Consider the following 22,824-nt stretch of genomic DNA (forward strand, 5'->3'; position numbering starts at 1 on the left):
ATGTTCATCGTTCACTGTTTATCGTTCACTGTTTATATTTCTTTTCTTTAGTAAAGTTTCTATGTTTTCCAGATCGGACCGGAAGCTTTTATCAACTTCGCACTGGCCTTTTACTGTTTTGCATGCATGTAATACGGTGGCATGATCTTTATTGCCTATGAATTTTCCGATTTTGGAAGTAGAGAAGTCTGTATGTGTCTTGGCTAAATACATGGCAACCTGACGTGCCTGTACCACTTCTCTTTTTCTTGATTTGGTGTGGATGGCTGATGATTCCAAGTCGAAATGTTTGCAGACCACATTAATGATATCATCGATGGTCACAGCTTTCGTTTCACTGCGGACTACTTTGCGGACAATGCGTTGTGCCAGATCCAAATCGATTTCTTTATTGTAAATAGTCGAGTGGGCCATGATAGAAATAACAATGCCTTCCAAATCACGCACGCTTTCGTTTACATTCTCGGCAATGTAGTCTATTACTTCAGAAGGGAACTGTAACCCATCCCTATGAATCTTATTTCTTAAAATGTTCTTTCTGAGTTCTACAGTCGGTTTTTCCAGTTCGGCTACCATACCCCATTTGAAGCGGGTTAACAGACGCTCTTCCATGCCTTGCAGTAATACGGGAGCACGGTCGGAAGTCAATATCAACTGTTTGCCGTTTTGGTGTAGGTGATTGAAGATATGGAAGAAAGTATTTTGTGTTTTGGTGACACCGGCAAATTCTTGAATATCATCAATGATCAGTACATCGATTGTCTGGTAGAAGTTGATAAAATCATTCGTTGTATTATTGCGCACAGAATCGGTGTACTGTACCTGAAATAAATGTGCTGAAACGTAAAGCACTCTTTTGTCCGGATACAACTCTTTTATACGAGTTCCGATGGCGTTGGCCAAATGGGTTTTTCCTACTCCCGATGCTCCATGAAGAAACAACGGATTAAAGACCGTCTTGGCCGGATTTTCGGCAACGGCCTCGGCAACACTTCTTGAAAGTTTATTACTATAACCTTCAATAAAGGTTTCGAAATTATAGTTCGGATTTAGATGTGGGTCAAGGTCTTGGACAGCCGGAGCACGCAATAACCCCGGAGCTTTCCTTTCGTCAACCCGGGGGAGTCCGGACTGAGGGATAGCCGTAGAGCGGGTAGTAGACTCCTGGTTCACGGTTGTCCCTGAACTTTTGTCTACCAGCACATTGTACATCAACTTAGTGCCGTCTCCTATAACCTTATATAACGTCTTACGTAGCAAGTCCACAAATTTATCTTCCAGAAATTCATAGAAAAACTGGCTGGGAACTTGTACGATTAACGTTTTGTCCTCATATTTTAAAGGAACAATGGGAACAAACCATGTTTTGTATGTCGACTCAGGAACATTGTCTCTTATAATTTCAAGACAGCGGTTCCATAGGCCGACATGACTCGATTCACTCATAGCGGCTGTAATACATTTATTAATTAAGCAAAACTTCTACGATTGCAAAATTGGGAATCTTATTTGAGAAAAACAAATCTCTTTTTTCTTGTATTTCTCACTGAAAGAATAATGTGTTTACTTTCAATGACTTATCATTTTCCTGTAAAATACCCCTTGCCGGAAGCTATTGCTTTTTTGTAACTACTTATTAATTAATTGTTTATCAGATAAATTTCCACATACTATTCTTGAACCTGATAGCCGGTACAGATATCCTTTCTGTCTATGGATAGACTTTTAAAGGATTTCATCCTGTCCTTGTTTTGTAGGCGCTTATTTAGATAAATTCTATTTAAGAGGTTTCACCTACTTATCTTTTTTGCCAAACAGGGAGAAGTGGACATATCGTTTGGGATGTTCCTTCAGGTCTTCAAGCAAACTTGCTGCATTGATGGTAGTTTGGTTCAGGTTATTGTATAATTGTGGATCGTTTAGCAGCAAACCAACGGTGTTGTCTTTGCTGTTAAGCTTTTCTGTAAGCATTTTTACGTTACTGAGGGTTGCGTCTATTTTTTTGAACGTAGTGGCATAATCAATTTCTTTCAGATTGCCACTGATTACGATAAAGTTGTCTCCGATGGTATTCAGCTTCCCTGTTAATTGTGGAATATCATTATTCATCAATACTTTCAGCTGGCGGCTGGTAACTTCCAGATTGGCCGTCGTCTTTTCAATAGAATGCAGAGTTGCCGGGATACTTTGATCCGCCATAATCGTGTTCAGTGAAGTGAGGATAGAATCTAATTTAGGCAGCATCTTTTCTACGGCGGGCATCATAGCTGCTACCTTTTCCATCATTCCGTTGTTCAGAGTTCCGGGAATTGTATCACCTACCATATAACGTTCGCGCGGATTATTAGCCAATAAGATATTCATTCTTACTCCTCCCATCAGTTCGGGCACCAATTCGGCAGAGCTTCCTTTCGGTATGCGAAGATCAGTGTCTACTTCTACTTCCACGATGACATTTTCCGGTTGGTTGTAATCATAGGCAATATCACGGACAATACCTACACGGACACCGTCGGCAAATACCGGGCTGGACTGTGCCAGACCGTTTACATTATGGAATTTTACATAAAAATAGCTGGCAGGCTTAAACATATTAATGCCCTTCAGATAGTTAATTCCGAAAACGAGTAAGCACAAGGCTGCAATACCTGCTATTCCTATTCTGACTTCTTTCGTAATGAGTTTCATGTTTTGTTATTTAGTCTTTTTATTTATTTCTTCTTTTCTTAAATTCGGCTATAGCCTCATTGATATTCATTTTCTCTCCGTTGCGGAATGCAATGATGAAAGCATCCTTAAATAATGGAGTCACCGTATTACGGCGCGTCCGCAGCACCTTGTTATAATCAGGAGATGCCCCGTAAGTGTATTTGTATATTCCGCCTTCTTTATAGTAATCTACGTCTTTCAATCCCTTCAGTCGTTTGTCATTTTTGGCCAATGGACGTGAGGAAGTAAGTATTTGTATCTTAAACGTAATTTCGGAGTCGTTTGTTGTGCTTTCTGCAACAATTGGACGTTGAGTTTTCGCTTCTGCCATTAACTCTTTGGGGCGTGAAGAGTTTTTAGGTCTTTCTGCTGCTTTTTCTTGTGTACTCTCTGTCTGTGCAATCACAGGTGCTTCTGTAGCTTCTTCGTCATCATTTGGCAAAATGGTACGACTGGCACCGGTCAAACGGATTTCGTGTTCTCTTTTATAAGCCAGAAATGCCCGATAGATTCCTCTTGCCAAAGTAGTAGTTCCTTCATCCGTATTCAGATAGCGTTCCTCTTCAGGAGTGGAAATGAAACCAAGCTCAACGAGAATACTTGGCATGGCACTGGCCTTTAATACCAGAAACCCGGCTTGGTGTACACCACGGTCTATCCGTTTGCAATGATGGCGAAACTGTTTTTGAACCAGAGATGCCAGATGCACACTCTGCTCCATATATTTATCTTGCATGAATTCGAAGATGATATATGATTCTGCAGAATTAGGGTTGAAACCTGCGTAACGGGTTTTATAATCATCTTCATATAGGATTACAGAGTTCTCCCGTTTGGCGACTTCCAGGTTGGCATCCGATTTGGCCAGACCTAATGTCCAGGTAGAAGCACCTTTGGCTGTCCGGTTATTGGCTAAAGCATTGGTGTGGATTGAAATAAATAGATCGGCTTTGGCATTATTAGCAATTTCGGCACGGCGATCCAGTGGTATAAAAACATCTTTGCTGCGGGTATATACTACTTTTACGTCGTTGCAGTTTTGCTTAATCTGATTTCCCAATTTCAATGCTACCTTCAGATTGATGTTTTTTTCTTTAGATATCTTTCCGATGGCTCCGGGATCATGACCGCCGTGTCCGGCGTCAATAACGACAACAAAATCTTTTGCCCAGGTACTACCGACGTTTAGTGGAGAAACGAGTAGCCAAAGGCAAATCAGTATATATAATATGTGTGGTCTACGTAGTTCCATATAAAAATAATGTGCAAATGTAGCAGAATTTTGTTGAAAACTCACTATTTAGTGTTAAGTTTTGAGTTTTTTACCTTACTTTGCACTCGAAACTTAAATGATATAACGATGCTGAAGTTCTTGAAAAATTGGACGCTTCCGGTAGCGATGTTGTTAGGCGCCATTGGTTATCCTGTATTTATCAGCCTTTCTTTTTTGACTCCGATACTGATTTTCACTATGTTACTGCTTACTTTTTGTAAAGTATCTCCTTGTGATCTAAAGCCTAAACCCTTACATTTGTGGCTTTTGTTGATCCAGATATTCGGTTCATTGGCGGTTTATCTTCTTCTTTATCGTTTTAATAAAATTGTAGCGGAGGGAGCAATGGTTTGTGTCATTTGTCCTACAGCTACGGCAGCGGCGGTCATTACTTCTAAATTGGGTGGAAGTGCTGCCAGTCTGACTACTTATACGTTGATTGCAAATATTGGGGCAGCTGTTGCAGTTCCTATTTTCTTTCCGTTAATAGAGGCAAATCCGGATATTAGTTTTATAGATGCATTTCTGGTTATTTTGAGTAAAGTCTTTCCATTGTTGATTTGTCCTTTTCTGGTGGCCTGGTTTCTGCAGAAGTTCATTCCCAAAGTTCATCAGGTATTGTTAAGCTATCACGAATTAGCATTTTATTTGTGGGGTATTTCTCTTGCCATCGTAACGGCACAAACTATTTATTCGCTGATTAACGATCCGGCGGACGGACTGACGGAAATCATGATTGCAGTAGTTGCTTTGATAACTTGTTGCTTGCAATTCTTTTTAGGGAAAACCTTGGGTAGTGTCTATAATGACCGAATCAGTGGAGGACAAGCTTTGGGGCAGAAGAATACGATTCTTGCCATTTGGATGGCTCATACTTATCTGAATTCACTTTCGGCTGTGGGACCGGGGAGTTATGTTTTATGGCAAAACATTATTAATAGCTGGCAATTGTGGAAAAAGAGAAAGAATGATATGAAATAGAGAATGTAAGATACCGATTTGAAGCTGTTGGACTTTGTTTGTCCCTTTGTTTTTCCTTTTTCCTACTTATTACTGGATTACTATACTGGCGATGTCGTCAGAAAATAAATAAGGATGTAATTATGGATATTGTTTCATTGCGAAAGAATCCTCAATATTTAGAGGAAGCGATTGCTTATTTCCAAAGTAAATGGGCTGACGAAAACAGTAAAATGGTCTATGACAACTGTTTTAGAACCTGTGTGGTGTCAGAATCTCCCTTACCACAGTTCTATCTTCTGATGGATAACGAAGAAATAATAGGTTGTGCCGGACTTGCAACAAATGATTTTAATTCACGAATGGATTTGTATCCGTGGCTGGTTGCCTTATTCATAGAGGAGCGATATAGAGGACATAATTATGGAAGATTATTAATCGAAACCGTAGAAAAAGATACCCGACAATTGGGGTTTGGGGATTTATATTTGTGTACAAAACATATAGGCTATTACGAACATTTCTGTTTTAATTATATAGGAGATTGCTATCATCCGTGGGGGGAGCATACACGAGTTTACCAAAAACATATCACTTTCTCAGCTGATCTTTAGAGATACTTCTGGCATTTACACGTTTGCCACAAGTTTAGTATATTCCTTTGTTTATATAGCAAACTAAACCTTACTTCTATTGGAGCCAAAATATCTGTGGTAGTAAAAAGAAAAACAATCTTTTTCTTTTTACCAGCTTTGTTTTTATGATTGGCTACCTTTTGTTACCTTTGTGTATCAGGCTCATTATTCGGTGAATATTTTTGTTTTCTTACTATCTTATTACCCCGTTATTAATTATAAGAGTATATTTAGTTTGGTATATCTATAGCCGGTATAATGTACAGTGGAGATAAAGAATTTAAAGTGCCCTCTATCCGGTGGGACGGAACTATAAAATATTGGATTATGGATAAAATATTGCGAGCTTTCTGGAATCGTTATTTTCATTATGATTGGGCTTTTGGTCTGTTCCTGATTTTATTATTCGGTGTTCCCCGGTTTGTTATTGTCCTGCAATCTTACGTGACAAGAAGTTATGGTATAGTGATGTTTGTTTTTTTAGCCATGTGGTTTGTACCCTTTATTTTCCTTACCGGATACGGACGAAAATGTATTGGCATAAGGAAGCCTGATCACTGTGGACGTTTGTTTTTGTCTTTTATTGCGGGAGGGATGTCTTGTGCTGTTATATTTGCCCTTTTCTTTTTATTATATGATAAAACAATAGATAACGCGTTTGTATATATAGGAGGGAATAATCCCGGGGCATTCATTTCAGGACCTGATAAGCAGCTTTATTTTTGGATAGCTGTTATTCCAAGTATGATATTTAGCCCGATAGGGGAAGAGTTTCTATACCGTGGGATGATACATGGCAGTTTTGTTCAAAGGTTTGGTGAGTCGAAGGCCTCTGTTTTAGATTCATTGGCCTTCGCTGTTACCCATGTTGCCCATTTTGGTATTGTTTATGTTTCTGGTATTTGGCAATTTCTTCCTTTTCCGGCTATTCTTTGGGTTTTATCCATGTTTGTAGTCAGCCAAATTTTTTTCAGATGTAAGCAGTTTTGTAATTCCATTTGGGGAGCCGTGTTTGCACATGCGGGTTTCAATTGCTTTATGATGTATTTTATTTTTTATCAGTTATAGAACACACTCTCACTTTCTGAATTTAGTTAAGTTCTGATAGTTTCATGTGCTCTACATCGAATACTACTTTTTTGTTTGCTCTGCTTAATTCCTGCAAAGAAATCTGTTGGGCATTGGGAGTGGGATTACCTATCGAATACCGTTTTGTATTGTCGTCCGGATCACGGAAACAGAATGTATAGTTTATCAACAGTAGCGGGTATTGTTTGGCATTGGGATAGGTCTGAGGGTGTTGTACCAATACGATCCTTTGATTTTCAATAGAAAACTGAGGAAGCAGGCGTATGAAAGTGTTCCCTAATACAATTTCTATTTCCTCTGCGATGTCGAACTGTACATTGTTTATCAATAGGTCACCTAACCTCAATTCATCGGCTATTGCCATGCGCTTCTTGCCACCTTTACCAGTACTGTCTTCAAATTCAATGATTTTCATTTTAAGTTTCTGGGCATCGGCTTCCGATATGCTTGAAAAACTGTGGTCTGGAGCAAAGTAGAGTTTACTTTTTATTTCATTTATCTTTCCCCTTACTAAAAGTCCTTTTTCGTCAAGAGTAGTACTGATAGATACTTCCGGTTTTGTCCAAATGAGCCGCTGTGCCCCGAAAGGCTCTAAAGCTACGCATTTATTGTATCCGTTTATTATGTCAGGGACAGCTTGTGCACAGATTTTCATTAATTCGCCTGCCTCTTTATACATTCCCAGATAGGCTAATGAAGCGGCACGCAGGTTGAGTACAGAAAGTATACTTCCCCCAAGCTCCTGTTGGTATTTGCCTAACAAACTGTCTGTGTAGTGGATACAGCTTTCCGGATTATTTTTCATAAACCCGATAAATGCATTGGTAAGCCATCTGCCTATTTCGTCGGTAGTTTTCTCTATCCGTTCATATTGAGCATCCAAGCCCATAATGTCTCCGCTATTGATATATTCTGAATAATTTTTACGTAACTGATAATCTTTGCCGGAGAAGTTCATACGGTCGAAGTTGAGTGTACAGGTTTCGAATCCGTAGAAGAATGGGAACCCTAATAATCCGGATTGTCTGGTTATGGAATCCGCTGTATATGTATTGAAGAATTGTACCGGACAATCATTCACGTCCATCACTTTGACGGAAGCCGTGTCCGGTGTGTGTATGAAACTTCCTTCTCCGCCTGTGTCTAATAGATAACTCCGGTTGTTCGCGAATAGAAAAACACAACCGGTTTCTGCGAAACATATATTGGGATCGATGGGCTGCCTTTGCTCCTCTTTTTTGAAAGTTAATTTGCCAAATTCGAATTCTATTTTAGAGATTCTCCGGAGTTCTTTTATTCCTAAGATGGCGTCGTGACCGGAAAAGATAGGATCCTTTTCAACAAGAGAAACATGGACTACCGTGTTGTGGAAAGTGATATTACCCAATTGTAAAGTCTCTACGAAACCGGTGGTAGCTTGTGAAGTACCGAACATGCTGTTTACGGATATGGTATCTCCCATACATGTCACGTTACATTTGCGTGCCATCTCCTGAGTGAGAAAAGTATAGGGTGCTCCTGTATCGAAGATGGTGTTAGGCAATTCGGTTTCATTTATTGTCATTGAGAGTATTAACGGATATGTATAACTTGTAGGAAGTGTACAGGATGTTCCTGGAAAATCTATCCGGAAATTATTTTTTTCCGATAAACCTTGGATTGTTTTTTCTGAACAAAGGAAGTTTCCTTTTCCTTCTATCGCCTGGTAGAGCTTTTTATCTTTGCGCAAGGTCTGCCACCAGGAATTGAGTTGTCTGTAGTTCCCTTTTTCCAGAAGTTTCTCTGTTTGGGCATAACAATAGGCCAACTTTTGTTCCGGAGTACATTCTTCCGGATATAGAGTGAGGAGAGAGTCTACGCATTGAAGCATTTCGTCGGGGCGATTAAAATAATAATTCAATGATACTTTTGCATGTAACCGGGTTGCTTCATCCATCACAGAAGAAGAATCGTTATACAATTTCCACAGTTGTGGAGCATCCTGATAATCGTCTAATGCTAATATTTTCGACCTTAAAGAAGTGGTTGTTTGTGAAAAGGCAGTCATTGAAAAATAAATTGTACAAGTAAGAATGCCGAGCTTTAGTCTTGCTATAGTAGTATATGTTATAATTCAATTAGTTCTTGTGAGTTTATGTGTTTTTTATGCGGAGTCATCAGTGTCGGCATCAGAATCCGGCATCCTTTTTATATAAGCCATAGATTACACTAAATGTAGATAATCTGTCAGTTCTACCTTCAATGTAATCTATGGCATATTAATGTAGTTTTGTTCGTTGACCCGAATCTTTAGTGTGCGAACAAGTCGTTTGTCGGAATTTCATTTCTTTCGCTACCTGTTACAGTCATTTTCAGTTGTCCACCGTTTTGGTCAAAGTATCGTACTTCTATTGGGTGATATCCTTTGGCCAATGCTTTCTGTCCAATCACTTCGCGCGGTCCGTGCGGTCCGTCGTTGTTGATGACTTCTTCACCGTCTATCAGTAAGGTACTGCCGTCATCAGACAGCAGGGCAAAAGTGTAAATGTCATCTTTCGGAGCATTGATAAATCCCTTGATTACCAAACCGATGTTTCCCTTTGCTTTTTCTGGGATCATTATTTTCTCAATGACATAAGTTCCGTTCAGTGGAGCTTTGGGGATGTCATCGCATTTGCTGCCTTTAAATTCATACCATTCAGCTTCCAGACCTTTGTTGGAAGGAGTGGTAGTTGTGGCTGGAGCATATTCGCTCTTAATGAAACGCGTACGTGCGATATCACCGGCTTTCCCGTTAGGACGGAACGTACGGAAGGTAAAATCGGTTGTTTCTTTCACTGGGATAGGACCTTCGTATCTGGATGATTGCAGCGTCGGAATGCTTCCGTCGGTAGTATAACGAATATCTGCACTCGGATCCAGGCAAGTCACACTAACACTTCCCTCACCAATGAAAGCGTTGTTGCGGTGGAAACCTTCCAGATCGGGGATACGATAATTGATACCCATGATGTTGAGGCGTTCGAACTGATTGGCCAACCGTTGCGCGAAGGTATTCCAGTCTTTCTGCGAAGCCTGGCTCCATCCCAATTCGGCAATAGCCAGCAGACGTGGAATAGCCATGTATTGCATCCGTTCGCGTGAGGGAATCCATTCGCACCAAATGTTTCCCTGTACGCCTTTGATCAGTCCTTGTTGTTCAGGAGTCGCTCCCTCGATCGTCAGGTCGAGATCGTAAATGTTGCGTACAGAATTCTTATCTTGCTGATAATCCAGGTAGAACTGGCTGTTGGGGGAGAAGATGATTGGGTTGCCCTGTTGGGTAGTCTTTTGCGGAGCATCCTTGACCCAGCTTCTCCACCACATGACGGTAGCAGTCGGGCTTAATCCACCTTCGATGATTTCGTCCCAACCGATCATCTCTTTGCCTTTTGAGTTGAAAAACTTTTCCATGTTATGGATAAACCAGGCTTGCAGTTCTTCTTCTGTCTTCAATTGGTTGTCTCGCATACGTTTCTGGCAGTCGGGACATTTTTTCCAGTTTGTCTTTTCCACTTCATCGCCGCCGATGTGCACGTATTTATAAGGGAACAGGTCTATCAGTTCGCTATATATGTTTTTACAAAACTCTATTGCCGATTCTTTTCCGGGGCAAACAGGAGAGGAGAAAGTGCTTCCCCAACCTACTTTGTCTGTACAGGCTACTCCGGAATAATTGCTGACGGCTGCCAGCATGTGACCCGGCATATCGATTTCGGGAACAATATCGATGCCGCGTACTTTGGCATATTCTATCACTTCTTTTATATCCTCTTGTGTATAATATCCGCCATACAGCGTGTCACCTTCCACGATGCGAAGCTTGTTTACCGGAATCTGATAATCGAAGTTATCTTCCGATTTAGCCAGTTCCATGCATGACCGGTCGTGTGAATTGAACGTACGCCAAGCTCCTTTTTCGGTGAGTAACGGATATTTTTTGATTTCAATGCGCCATCCCTGGTCATCTGTCAGGTGCCAGTGGAACTTATTCATTTTATAAAGTGCCATTACGTCAAGCAGTTCTTTTACTTCTTCTTTGGTATAGAAGTGGCGGGATACGTCGAGCATAATACCACGCCATTCGAAGCGCGGGGCATCTTCAATCTGTACGGCGGGTATGGCCCATGTCACGCTGTCCACCACCTGCTTCGATTCAATCTGAGGCGGAAATAACTGGCGGAGTGATTCGATACCGGCTATCACACCGTTATAAGAATTTCCCGTAATCTCTATTTGATCGGGTTTTGCGGTGAGCGTATATGCCCCCTCCTTGCCTTCTATGGCAGCGGTAGAAAGAGTGATGTTTCCTTTGCCTTCTTTCACCTGGATGTTATATCCGGTGGCTACTGACAGAATACCTTTCAGGTACTCTGCTGCTGGAAGCAGTTCTGGATTGGTGGTACCGATGATGGTGTTTGGGGTTAATACAAACGCACCATGGTTCTGTTGCACTTTGTTTGGCAACGGTACAATAGAAACATCTCTGGTAGCGGGAGTGGGGCTACAGCCCGTCAGCAGTAATGCGCCGGTGAAAGCACAGGTTGCTAACCATTGTTTGTAAGATGGTTTTGTCATAAGGATAATTATTGGATTGTTTTTCAAATTAGTTTTAGTCTGCTTACTTTTACTGTATGAAAAGCACAAATATACAATCAATTCTTTTGATAATCTTCATTCCTGATTGAAAAACTGTTGCTATCTTTGCTCTTACGTAAACTTTCGCAGTCGGCTGTATGTTTCTTCTTCAGAAGAAATCGGTTTATTAAGTTGCTTTTTGCCTGTTTGTCAGTGTTTGTCATGGGATGGCTAATGTTTTGACGTATTGCTTCTTTCGATTTATGTACGTGCCTTCTTGAGACCACGGCTGTGATTCAAAGAGATCGCAATTGTGAACTGATGGAACCACAGTTGCAGATTGAACTGAATAACAAACTAAAAACTGTTGATAAATGCGTGAAATTGATAAGATAAACAGTGTGAATTTGCTTACTGAATAAGGAATGAGCAAGCCGGAAATTATAAAAAGTGAATAGAATATGGGAGCGCTTGATTTAATTGATAAATATTATCCTCAGGATAATGAGTTAAGAAATATATTGTTGGTTCACAGTCGTTCGGTTGCCGATAAGGCATTATGGATAGCCGATAAGCACCCGGAGTTGAACCTTGATACTACTTTTCTGAACGAAGCTGCCATGTTGCATGATCTCGGAATTTTTCTGACACATGCTCCGGGCATTAAGTGTTTGGGTAAGGAGCCATATATTTGTCATGGATATCTGGGAGCCGAGCTGGTGCGCAAAGAAGGTTTTCCGCGACATGCTTTGGTTTGTGAGCGTCATACCGGTGCGGGACTTTCACTGGAAGAGATTATTAAACAGCAGCTTCCTATTCCGCATCGTGAAATGTTGCCGGTCAGTATAGAAGAACAAGTGATTTGCTTTGCTGATAAATTCTTTTCGAAAACACATCTTGATCGTGAAAAATCGGTGCAAGATGCCCGTAAAAGTATTGCCCGGTACGGTGACGAAGGACTTCGACGCTTTAACAATTGGTGTGAGCTGTTTCTTTAGTGCCTAAAAAAGAATTAAAAATCAAGATTCTCAAGTATATTTGGTGAAGATTGTGTACTTTTGCCCCTTCAAGCGTAAACTATTAGTTAATGACGCCATTGAAAGCAAATACAATACTATCATTTATACTATTATTGATCCTCTTGATGCTTCCGGATGAAGCGATGGCTCAACGTCGCCGTGTCAGAGAGGTGAGGGGGCCTATCACTTATTCGCCCCAGCAAACTGATTCATTAAAAGCAGATACGTTGAAGGCTGATACCTTGTCGTTGCAATCTGCCAGGAAGAAGAAACAACCTCTGGATGCCCCTGTGGTTTATTCGGCTAACGATTCCATTGTTTTTACCGAAGGTGGCTTTGCACATCTGTATGGTGATGGTAAAGTGAATTATGAAAAAATAGAATTGGGAGCACAGATCATCACCATGAATATGGATAGCAGTACGGTGTATGCTCGTGGTGTGACTGATTCGTTAGGGGTTGAACAAGGCAAGCCTGTGTTTAAGGATGGCGATACGCCTTATGAAACCAAAGCAATCCGGTATAATTTCAAAAGTAAAAAAGGATTTATCAATAACGTTGTAACTCAGCAGGGTGAAGGATATGTTGTGGGTAATAATGCCAAGAAAGGAGCTAATGATGAACTGTTTATGGAAAACGGACGCTATACGACCTGTGATCATCACGATCATCCACACTTCTACATGCAGTTGACCAAGGCCAAAGTTCGTCCCAAGAAGAATGTGGTGACTGGGCCTGCCTATTTGGTGGTAGAAGATGTACCGTTGCCATTGGCTGTACCTTTCTTTTTCTTTCCTTTTTCCAGCAGTTACTCTTCTGGTTTTGTGATGCCAAGCTACATGGACGATTCCAGTCGTGGTTTCGGATTGACGGGAGGTGGTTATTATTTTGCCATCAGCGATATAATGGATCTTAAGTTGACCGGAGATATATTTACGAAGGGGTCATGGGCCGGTAATCTGGAGACTAATTACAATAAACGTTATAAATATTCCGGTTCGTTACAGGCCGGCTATCAGGTTACTAAATTGGGAGATAAGGGATTGGCTGACTATTCGGTTGCCAAAGACTTTAAGATTGTATGGAATCATCGGCAAGACCAGAAGGCCAGTCCGAACAGTACTTTCTCGGCAAGTGTGAATTTTGCAACCAGTAGTTATGAGCGTACCAATATCAATAACCTCTATAATTCTCAGCTAATGACTCAGAATACGAAAACTTCGAGTGTCAGTTACTCTCGCAGTTTTCCGGATCAGAAGCTGACGCTTGCAGGTACTTTCAACATAGCCCAGACCATGCGTGATTCTTCAATAGCTGTCACTTTGCCTGACTTGAATATCACTCTTAGTACTATTTTCCCTTTTAAACGCAAACGTGCGGTAGGTGAAGAGCGTTGGTACGAAAAGATTTCCTTGCGTTACTCGGGGCGTCTGACCAACAGCCTGAAAACCAAAGATGACCGCTTGTTTAAAGCAGGTTTTAGAGAGTGGGAGAATGCGATGCAGCATAACATTCCAGTGCAGGCTACTTTTACTCTTTTCAAGTATTTGCAGGTAGTGCCTTCATTCAATTATACAGAGCGTTGGTATACCCGTAAGGTGATGAAGAGCTATGATGAAACTACTCAGAAATGGGATACACACCCCGGTGATACGATTCATGGGTTCTACCGGGTATTTAATTATTCGGCCAGTTTGTCGTTGAGCACAAAGATGTATGGTATGTATCAACCTCTGTTTATGAAGAAAAAGGAAATACAGATTCGTCACGTCTTTACACCGCAGATTTCGTTGAATGGTTCTCCAAGCTTCGGACAGTTTTGGGAATACTATCGTGATGCAGACGGTAATGACCAGTATTACTCTCCTTATTCCAGCCAGCAGTTTGGTACGGCTCCGCGTGAAAAGTCTGGAACGGTTAGTTTCGATGTATCGAACAACCTGGAAATGAAATACCGTAACAAGAAGGATTCTCTTATGAAAATAAGTCTGATCGATGAGATAGGCTTTAATCTTTCTTATAATATGGCGGCAAAGAAACAGCCGTGGAGTAACCTGAATATGCGTTTGCGTATGAAGTTTAAAAAGTTTAATAACTATACGCTGAACATGAATGCGGTGTTTGCCACTTATGCTTATACATTCGATAAGTCGGGTAATGTAATAGTCGGTGATCGTACAGAATGGTCTTACGGACGTTTCGGACGATTCCAGGGATGGGGATCTTCTATCAACTATACTTTTAACAATGATACTTGGAAGAAGTTGTTCGGAAAAGATAAAGATAGCGATCAAAAAAAGAAAAAGGATAGTGCTGACGACGAGGGAGGAGATTCAACCGGTGACGAAGTGGTTACTGAAAAGAAAGTTGAGAAAGCACAGGCAGACAGTGACGGATATCAGGTTTTCAAGATGCCATGGTCACTGAATGTTAACTATTCGTTCCGTATTAGTGAGGACCGTAGTAAGCCGATCAACCGTAATACCATGCGTTATCCGTTTAAGTATACGCAAAATATCAATATGTCGGGTAATCTGAAGATTTCCAATAACTGGTCGTTTACATTCAATTCCGGATATGATTTCGAAGCGAAGGAGATCACTCAGACCTCTTGTACGATTACTCGTGATTTGCACTGTTTCAATATGTCCGCCAGTATTTCTCCTTTCGGACGTTATCGCTATTATAACTTTACGATCCGTGCAACGGCCAGTATCCTGCGTGATTTGAAGTGGGATAAGAGAAGCCAGACTCAAAGCAACATCCAGTGGTATTAATAAATATCTATGAACGATAAACGGTGAACAATTTGTAGCACGAAGGCGTAAATTGTTCACCGTTTATCGTTCATAGATGGCTGTCTTCACTACCAGTTTATCTCTGTTTTTCCGTGGGTTTTCAAGTATTCATTCGTTTTGCTGAAATGCTTATTCCCAAAGAAGCCGTTGTAGGCAGAGAGGGGAGAAGGGTGTGCCGAACTAAGTACCAAATGCTTGTTACGATCAATAAAGGCACCTTTCTTCTGTGCATAACTTCCCCATAGGATGAATACCAGATTTTCTCTTTCTTCCGCCAGAACACGGATAGCAGCATCTGTAAATTCTTCCCATCCGTGGCGTTGGTGCGAACCGGCCTGATGGGCACGTACTGTCAAAGTAGCGTTGAGCAACAGGACACCTTGTTCAGCCCACCGTGTCAGATTACCTGTGGGAGGAGTTGCCGTACCAATATCTTCTTTTATTTCTTTGAATATATTCACCAAAGAAGGTGGAAAGGCTACTCCATCATTTACCGAGAAACAAAGACCATGTGCCTGTCCGGGACCGTGGTAGGGGTCTTGTCCGATAATGACTACTTTTACTTTGTCAAAGGGACATAAATTGAATGCGTTGAATATCAACTTTCCAGGAGGAAAGATCTGGTACTGGCTATATTCGCTTCTGACAAATTCGGTCAGTGTGCGGAAGTAGTCTTTCTCAAATTCTGGTTGTAAATGAGCTTTCCAGCTCTCTTCTATTTGTACGTTCATAGGCTATTAAATAAGGTGTATATTAAGGGCGGTACATTCACGACGCATTTCTTCAGGCCAGATACTTGCTTGAATCTCACCGATATGCGCTTTGCGCAAATAGAACATGCATAAGCGTGACTGACCGATACCTCCACCGATAGAGAGTGGAAGGGTATCATCCAATAATCTCTTATGGAAATAGAGTTCCAGTCTTTGTTCTTGATTTTCTTGTTTTACTTGGCGCAAAAGAGCTTCTTTATCCACACGGATACCCATGGAAGACAATTCAATGGAACGTTGTAGTACATCGTCCCATAATAGCAGGTCACCGTTCAGGCCAGGTAAGTCGTTCAGCCCTTTGCTGGTATAGTCGTCATAGTCCGGGGCACGTCCGTCATGTTTTTTACCATCACTCAGTTTGCAACCGATACCAATGATGAATACGGCTCCATACTTTTTACAGATGGCATGTTCACGGCATTTAGGTTCCATATCCGGATATAACTGGCGTAATTCTTCAGAGTGGATGAAGTGTAACTTTTGTGGCAGGCAAGGTTTGATCTGCGGATACATTTCGTATACCATATATTCCGTACGGATCATGGCGGCATAGATACGGTTGACAATCTCCTTAAGGAAGTCTGCATTGCGGTCCTCGGCAGTAATCACCCGTTCCCAGTCCCACTGGTCTACATAAAGTGAATGCAGGTTGCCCAGTTCTTCGTCCGAACGAATTGCGTTCATATCCGTATAGATACCATAACCCGGTTCAATGTGATAATCTGCCAAAGTAAGTCGTTTCCATTTAGCAAGTGAGTGGACTACTTCAGCTTGTGCATCACCCAAGTCTTTAATAGGAAATGAGACCGGACGTTCTATGCCATTCAAATCATCATTGATACCCATTCCTTTGAGTACAAAGAGTGGAGCTGTCACACGTCGCAGACGTAATTCCGATGAAAGATTCAACTGGAAGAACTCTTTAATTTGTTTGATGCCCAATTCTGTCTGTTTCAGGTCAAGCAAAGGTTTATAATTCTGAGGTTTTATTAGGTAACTCATAGGTTTATTGATTGTTATTTGTCGGCAAAGATATGAATAATATCTATATCTGTACGAATAATTGGCTAAAATGTTATCAAATTGATCGTTTTATATGGTATAAGAGTTGCAAAATAATATTTGAGGATATGGCGTTCGGTAGATAGATACTACAAAAAATGGTGAATCATTAGGAAAATGCGAAGTTTTTTTATACTTTTGTCGTCGCATAAAACAATGCTCCTGTAGTTCAACGAATAGAATGTAGGTTTCCGGTACCTAAGATAAGGGTTTGATTCCCTTCGGGAGTACGAAGATATAGCTGATAATTATTTAATTATCAGCTATTGTTGTTTTAAGGGGCGGTTGATGTAAGAACCGGGCTAACGCTTCCCATGACTCACATAGAGCTTGCATGGAAGGAAAGAGTAAATCGGCTCCGGAGTTTAACAGTACCTGCCCATCCAATGGACCAGTATTAACAGCAATGGTGAATATTCCGGCTTTGTGTCCGGCCTCTACTCCCAAAGGGGCATTTTCAATAACAATGGCTTCATAAGGCTTTAATCCTCCCTTTTCCAGTGCCATCAAATAGGGTTCCGGATTCGGTTTTCCGTATTTGACGTCGAAAGCAGTTACCATCAGTTCTTGTCGGAACATTCCCGGAAAATTGTGTTCAAGTCTGTCTAATAATGAAGCTTGTCCGGATCCGGTGACTACAGTCGGAATGATACCTTCAGATTTAATTTTTTGTAGTAATTCCCAGGCACCCGGCATACGTTCGGCTTGGGGATGCTTGTTGAACTCAATGCTCTTTTCATGATAAATACTCTCTATCTCTTCCGGCGTGGCGTCGCGTCCCAGTTGACGCTGACATACGATGTTGATGGTTCCCGCTCCGGTGCGGCCTTCGTGCAAATAAGCTTCTTCTTTACTCAAATGAAGTCCGTGAGCTTCCATCGTTTTGTGCCATGCTTCGGCGTGATAAGGCATGGAGTTGAAAAGTACGCCGTCCATATCGAAAAGTGCGGATTTCAACTGAATGGATTGATAATGATTTTGTTGGAGATATTGCGTAATTGCTTCCTGAAACATGATATATACCTATTGATTTGGAGTGCAAAGATACGATTATTTTGGTGAATCGAACAGAATATGTATTTTTGCAAAATCTATAAAGTGATATGATTGCATGAGAAAACTATTTTTTCCTTTACTGTCGTTATGCTTGCTGACTACTGCTTGCAAAGATTCTGTTCCCAGTCCTACAATCGAAATGGAAGGGCTTTATATCAATGACGGAGAGATGGATTATGCCCGGCAAATGGAGGCATTACCCCCTCTAAAAGTAGATGATGAACTTGAAATTTCGCTGAAACTGGATGGAAACGGAGAAGAACTAAATACGTTTCTGGTGAAGGAAGAGACTTTGGGCAGTGAGGTAAACGCTGTGGCGATTGATTTTAATGAATTGCCGGAAGAAGCTCTCAGTGATGATAAGGAGTTTACGGATAAGGATAATGGTAAATTAGGTTTTAAAGATGGAGTCTCTCAGACTAAAGTGGGGCTGCGGGCAAAGGTGCAGCAAGTCACCGAGGATGGAGTGAAGCTTAAGTTTTACCTTTTTTCCAAGCCCGTCAATTGCGAGGGAGCTAAGTATGAACTGGAAATTAAAACTTCCGAGAATCAAACAGATTAATTGGATGACCCGATATATAAAAAGAGCGATGCTGTTGGAAGCATCGCTCTTTTTATATATCGGTAATCTTATAGCTTTTTACAGTTTCGCCCGGATTGCTTTTGATTCTTCTTCATATCCCGGCTTGTTCAGCAAAGCAAACATATTCTTTTTGTATGCTTCCACACCCGGCTGATTGAATGGGTTTACGCCCAGCAGATAACCACTGATACCACATGCTTTTTCGAAGAAATAGAGTAGCTGTCCGATGCTGTATTCACTCAGTTCAGGAATGACAATACGCATGTTAGGAACACCACCGTCTACATGAGCCAATTGAGTTCCCAGTTCGGCCATCTTGTTCACTTCGTCTACACGTTTGCCTGCCAGGAAGTTTAAACCGTCCAGGTTAGCTTCGTCCGAAGGAACTTCTAACTTATGATTCACTTTGTCTACAGAGATCACTGTTTCGAAGATTGTGCGTTCGCCTTCCTGAATCCACTGACCCATCGAGTGCAGGTCTGTAGAGAAGTCTACTGCTGCCGGGAAGATACCTTTGTTGTCTTTTCCTTCAGATTCTCCGTAAAGCTGCTTCCACCATTCACTCACGTAGTGTAGTTTCGGACAGAAGTTTACAAGAATTTCTATCTTCTTTCCACTTTTATACAGTTCATTGCGGGTAGCGGCATAGATTGCTGCGGGATTTTCCGCAAAAGGAACCTCGGCTCCACAAGTTTTTTCCATATCGGCGGCACCTGCTACCAGTTTTTCAATGTCGAATCCGGCTACTGCAATAGGCAGCAAACCTACCGGAGTCAGTACAGAAAAACGTCCTCCGACGTTGTCAGGGATAATGAATGATTTGTATCCTTCTTTATCTGCGGTGACGCGGGCTGCGCCTTTCTTTGCATCTGTAACGGCAACGATTACTTTTTTGGCCATCTCTTTGCCGCGTTGGTCTTCGCATTGCTTCTTCAGCAAGCGGAACGCCAAAGCTGTCTCTGTAGTCGTACCGGATTTGGAGATATTGATCACACCGAATTTCTTGTCTTTCAGGAATTCTGTCAGTTCATACAGATAATCTTCACCGATATTATGGCCGGCATAGATGATGACCGGAGCTGTTTTCTTTTCCTGCAACCAGGTGAAGCTGTTTGACAATGCCTCGATCACCGCACGGGCGCCCAGGTAACTTCCGCCGATACCGGCTACGATCACCACTTCACAGTTGTCTCTCAATACTTGTGCAGTAGCCTTCAGGTCAGCCAGATGCTCTTTGCTGATAGAAGAGGGCAAATGCAACCACCCCAGAAAGTCATTACCTTTACCTGTGCCGTTTTCCAGCGCTTCCTGTGCGGCTTTAACCTGAGCTTCGTAGGCAGAAACCGATTCTTTGGAGATGAATCCAAAAGTCTTTTCAATGTTCAAACTAATCATATCTTTTTTATTTTTACGTTATTAACTATCTAAACGAGTCAGTCAACAGTTTAATTTCAATCATCGGAGATATGCGTTCGTATAAGATGTTGTATACAGCATCGAGTATCGGCATATTTACATGATGATGTTTATTGATTTCCTTAATACATTTTGTTCCGTAATATCCTTCCGCTATCATTTCCATTTCTATCTGGGCACTCTTTACGGAGTATCCTTTCCCGATCATGGTACCGAACGTGCGGTTACGGCTGAAGTTAGAATAGCCTGTTACCAATAAATCACCCAAATAAACAGATTCGTCCACGTTTCTGTTTATGGGATGCACCGTATTTAAGAAACGGTTCATCTCTTGAATGGCATTTGATATCAATACAGCCTGGAAATTATCTCCGTATTTCAGACCGCTGCAAATACCTGCTGCGATGGCATATACGTTTTTCAGTACAGAACTGTATTCAATCCCTATCACATCGTCGCTGACAGACGTTTTGATGAAGCTGCTGCCCAGTCTACGGGCAAAAACACGTGCCTTATCCTTGTCCGGGCAAGCGATGGTGAGATAGGAGAGACGTTCCAGTGCCACTTCCTCGGCATGACAGGGACCAGCCAATACAGCGATGTTTTCGGGAGGAACACCATATTCTTTATTAAAGTATTCCGAAACAATCAGATTGTCATCGGGAACAATACCTTTGATAGCGGTAATAATGAACTTGTCTCTGATCCGTGTTTTCAGCTTTTTCAGGTGAGCTTTCAGATATGGAGAAGGAGTGACGAAAATAAGCGTATCAGATTCTTTCACTACATCGTTGATGTTAGAGCTGAAATTGATGCGCTTCATGTCGAACTTTACGCCTGTCAGATAGGCTGGATTATGTCCGAGTCGTTTAAAATCGGCAATGCGGTCGTCGCGCCTCATGTACCAATTGATAGACTCTTCTTGAGCCAGACACATCTTTGCGATGGCTGTAGCCCAGCTTCCTCCGCCCATTATCGCTATCTTACCGGGTAATTTCATTTCTATAAATTAAGAATTAAAAATGAAGAATGAAGAATGGTGCATGAAAGATAGGGAGACAAATGTTCCGGTTCTTCATCACCATTCTTCATTCTTGATTTATTTAATTTTCTGTATCCACTCGGCTACATCGTTTACTGACGGATTAGTCAGTTCCAATTTGTATTTCTTATTGATGCCACAAATATCCTGATGTAATTTCTGTGGATTTACATCTTTCATATCGGCTACCAGGTTGTATCCGGCTTTTTGAATTGCAGGCACCCAGTCTTCGGCAATGCCTAACTCCATGAATTTGGCGGCACTATCTTTCGGTACGACTTTTTCCGGACGCATCTGCGGGAAGAACAATACTTCCTGGATAGTTGATTGTCCGGTCATCAACATAGTAAGGCGGTCCATGCCGATACCCATACCCGAAGTAGGAGGCATGCCGTATTCCAATGCACGGACAAAGTCTTTGTCGATAATCATTGCTTCGTCATCTCCTTTTTCACTTAGCTTCATCTGATCTTCAAAGCGTTCCAACTGGTCGATCGGATCGTTTAACTCAGAATATGCATTACACAATTCTTTACCGTTTACCATCAATTCAAAACGTTCTGTCAGTTCAGGGTTGGTACGGTGCTTTTTGGTCAGCGGAGACATTTCGATCGGATAGTCAGTGATGAAAGTCGGCTGGATATAAGTTCCTTCACAGAACTCACCGAATATTTCATCGATCAGTTTACCTTTACCCATCGTTTCGTCGATTTCCATATTCAGTTTCTGGCATACTTCGCGGATTTGTGCTTCGTTCATACCTGTCAAGTCGTAACCGGTATGTTCCTTAATGGCATCCAGCATGGTGACGCGTCTGTACGGAGCCTTGAAGTTGATGATATTGTCACCTACTTTTACTTCAGTAGTACCATTTACGTCCAGACAGATCTTTTCAATCATCTTTTCGGTAAATTCCATCATCCAGTTATAGTCTTTGTAGGCTACATATATCTCCATGCAAGTAAATTCTGGATTGTGCGTACGGTCCATACCCTCGTTACGGAAGTTTTTACCGATTTCATATACTCCCTCAAAGCCACCAACAATCAGACGTTTCAGATACAACTCGCTGGCAATACGCATATAGAGTGGGATGTCCAAAGCATTGTGATGGGTCATGAACGGGCGTGCGGCAGCTCCTCCGGCGATGGCCTGGAGAATAGGAGTTTCTACTTCCATGTAGCCTTTCGAATTGAAATATTCGCGCATAGAACTGTACACCTTGCTGCGTTTCATGAATATATCTTTGATACCTTCGTTTACGGCCAGGTCGACATAACGCTGACGGTAACGGAGTTCAGGATCTTCGAAAGAGTCGTAAGCCACGCCGTCTTTGTATTTTACGATAGGCAGTGGTTTGATCGATTTGGCAAGTACAGTCAGTTTCTGTGCATGAATACTGATTTCGCCCATCTGAGTGCGGAACACGAAACCTTCAATTCCGATAAAGTCGCCTAAGTCGAGCAGGCGTTTGAACACAGTATTGTACATCTCTTTGTCCTCTCCCGGACAGATGTCATCGCGAGTGATATACACCTGAATACGGCCTTTAGAATCCTGTAGTTCGATAAAAGAGGCTTTGCCCATCACGCGGCGGCTCATCATGCGGCCAGCTACAGATACCTGGCGAGGTGCTTCGTCGTCTTTGAATTCGGCTTTAATATCGGTTGAGAAAGCGTTGGTTACATACTCTGCTGCGGGATAGGGTTCGATGCCCATCGCGCGAAGTTCATTCAGACTGTTACGTCGGATGATTTCCTGTTCACTTAGTTCTAATATGTTCATTTCGTTAGATATTAACTCAATTTTGGAG

General features: G+C 41.7%; 17 protein-coding genes and 1 tRNA gene. 7 read left to right on the forward strand and 11 right to left on the reverse strand.

Going from position 1 to position 22,824, the window contains the following annotated elements; translation table 11 throughout:
• Positions 1-18 precede the first annotated feature (18 nt).
• From dnaA to QK890_RS10085, 3 genes are all read right to left on the reverse strand, one after another.
• The gene (gene dnaA / locus QK890_RS10075) at positions 19-1,446 is read right to left on the reverse strand and encodes a chromosomal replication initiator protein DnaA (RefSeq protein WP_005781424.1); all 1,428 of its coding nucleotides are present in this window, start codon (positions 1,444-1,446) and stop codon (positions 19-21) included.
• A gap of 348 nt (positions 1,447-1,794) precedes the next feature.
• Entirely contained in the window at positions 1,795-2,688 is an 894-nt protein-coding gene (locus QK890_RS10080) for an MlaD family protein (protein ID WP_005781423.1), read from the reverse strand.
• A gap of 19 nt (positions 2,689-2,707) precedes the next feature.
• The gene (locus QK890_RS10085) at positions 2,708-3,961 is read right to left on the reverse strand and encodes an N-acetylmuramoyl-L-alanine amidase (RefSeq protein ID WP_032539692.1); all 1,254 of its coding nucleotides are present in this window, start codon (positions 3,959-3,961) and stop codon (positions 2,708-2,710) included.
• A gap of 108 nt (positions 3,962-4,069) precedes the next feature.
• Here QK890_RS10085 and QK890_RS10090 point away from each other — a divergent pair, with 108 nt between their 5' ends.
• The 3 genes from QK890_RS10090 (at position 4,070) to QK890_RS10100 (ending at position 6,645) form a co-directional block, all read left to right on the forward strand.
• Positions 4,070-4,963 carry a transporter gene (locus tag QK890_RS10090; RefSeq protein ID WP_032532009.1) on the forward strand — a complete coding sequence of 298 codons (894 nt, stop codon included), beginning with the start codon at positions 4,070-4,072 and terminating at the stop codon, positions 4,961-4,963.
• Positions 4,964-5,085: 122 nt separating this feature from the next.
• Positions 5,086-5,556: a GNAT family N-acetyltransferase gene (locus QK890_RS10095; RefSeq protein ID WP_032532008.1), complete on the forward strand. Its 471-nt coding sequence runs from the start codon at positions 5,086-5,088 to the stop codon at positions 5,554-5,556.
• A gap of 348 nt (positions 5,557-5,904) precedes the next feature.
• On the forward strand, positions 5,905-6,645 hold the full coding sequence (locus QK890_RS10100; protein WP_005808448.1) for a CPBP family intramembrane glutamic endopeptidase: 741 nt from the start codon (positions 5,905-5,907) through the stop codon (positions 6,643-6,645).
• Between the two features lie 22 nt (positions 6,646-6,667).
• On the opposite strand, the gene QK890_RS10105 is transcribed toward QK890_RS10100, so the two are convergent.
• Positions 6,668-8,713 (reverse strand): retroviral-like aspartic protease family protein, encoded by a 2,046-nt coding sequence (locus QK890_RS10105; protein WP_367627320.1) that lies wholly within the window; start codon positions 8,711-8,713, stop codon positions 6,668-6,670.
• 242 nt (positions 8,714-8,955) lie between these two features.
• Positions 8,956-11,262, reverse strand: a complete 2,307-nt coding sequence (locus QK890_RS10110) for a family 20 glycosylhydrolase (protein WP_367627321.1) — start codon at positions 11,260-11,262, stop codon at positions 8,956-8,958.
• A 461-nt stretch (positions 11,263-11,723) separates the two neighbouring features.
• On the opposite strand from QK890_RS10110, the gene QK890_RS10115 reads away from it, so the two are divergent.
• Positions 11,724-12,260, forward strand: a complete 537-nt coding sequence (locus tag QK890_RS10115; RefSeq protein ID WP_005808444.1) for an HD domain-containing protein — start codon at positions 11,724-11,726, stop codon at positions 12,258-12,260.
• An 89-nt stretch (positions 12,261-12,349) separates the two neighbouring features.
• Positions 12,350-15,058 (forward strand): putative LPS assembly protein LptD, encoded by a 2,709-nt coding sequence (locus QK890_RS10120; RefSeq protein WP_032532005.1) that lies wholly within the window; start codon positions 12,350-12,352, stop codon positions 15,056-15,058.
• Positions 15,059-15,147: 89 nt separating this feature from the next.
• Here the strand turns inward: QK890_RS10120 and ung are convergent, their stop codons facing one another.
• Positions 15,148-15,810 (reverse strand): uracil-DNA glycosylase, encoded by a 663-nt coding sequence (gene ung / locus QK890_RS10125; protein ID WP_005781405.1) that lies wholly within the window; start codon positions 15,808-15,810, stop codon positions 15,148-15,150.
• Between the two features lie 6 nt (positions 15,811-15,816).
• Positions 15,817-16,854, reverse strand: coding sequence for an aspartate--ammonia ligase (gene asnA, locus QK890_RS10130; RefSeq protein WP_005781403.1), 1,038 nt, complete (start codon positions 16,852-16,854; stop codon positions 15,817-15,819).
• A 218-nt stretch (positions 16,855-17,072) separates the two neighbouring features.
• On the opposite strand from asnA, the gene QK890_RS10135 reads away from it, so the two are divergent.
• Positions 17,073-17,144 (forward strand) — tRNA-Arg (locus QK890_RS10135).
• A gap of 22 nt (positions 17,145-17,166) precedes the next feature.
• Here QK890_RS10135 and QK890_RS10140 read toward each other — a convergent pair.
• Positions 17,167-17,928: an HAD family hydrolase gene (locus QK890_RS10140; protein WP_005781401.1), complete on the reverse strand. Its 762-nt coding sequence runs from the start codon at positions 17,926-17,928 to the stop codon at positions 17,167-17,169.
• A 97-nt stretch (positions 17,929-18,025) separates the two neighbouring features.
• Here QK890_RS10140 and QK890_RS10145 point away from each other — a divergent pair, with 97 nt between their 5' ends.
• Entirely contained in the window at positions 18,026-18,532 is a 507-nt protein-coding gene (locus QK890_RS10145; protein ID WP_005781399.1) for a DUF5035 family protein, read from the forward strand.
• 78 nt (positions 18,533-18,610) lie between these two features.
• Here QK890_RS10145 and QK890_RS10150 read toward each other — a convergent pair whose 3' ends face one another.
• The 3 genes from QK890_RS10150 to lysS all read right to left on the reverse strand — a co-directional run bounded on the left by QK890_RS10150 (position 18,611) and on the right by lysS (position 22,796).
• Entirely contained in the window at positions 18,611-19,948 is a 1,338-nt protein-coding gene (locus tag QK890_RS10150; protein ID WP_005781398.1) for a glucose-6-phosphate isomerase, read from the reverse strand.
• 25 nt (positions 19,949-19,973) lie between these two features.
• Positions 19,974-20,969 carry an NAD(P)H-dependent glycerol-3-phosphate dehydrogenase gene (locus QK890_RS10155; RefSeq protein ID WP_005781396.1) on the reverse strand — a complete coding sequence of 332 codons (996 nt, stop codon included), beginning with the start codon at positions 20,967-20,969 and terminating at the stop codon, positions 19,974-19,976.
• Between the two features lie 99 nt (positions 20,970-21,068).
• Positions 21,069-22,796, reverse strand: coding sequence for a lysine--tRNA ligase (lysS, locus tag QK890_RS10160; RefSeq protein ID WP_005781393.1), 1,728 nt, complete (start codon positions 22,794-22,796; stop codon positions 21,069-21,071).
• Between the last annotated feature and the right edge of the window lie 28 nt (positions 22,797-22,824).

It is taken from the genome of Bacteroides sp. NGMCC 1.200775 (genome assembly GCF_040798045.1).
Classification (GTDB): Bacteria; Bacteroidota; Bacteroidia; order Bacteroidales; family Bacteroidaceae; genus Bacteroides; species Bacteroides hominis.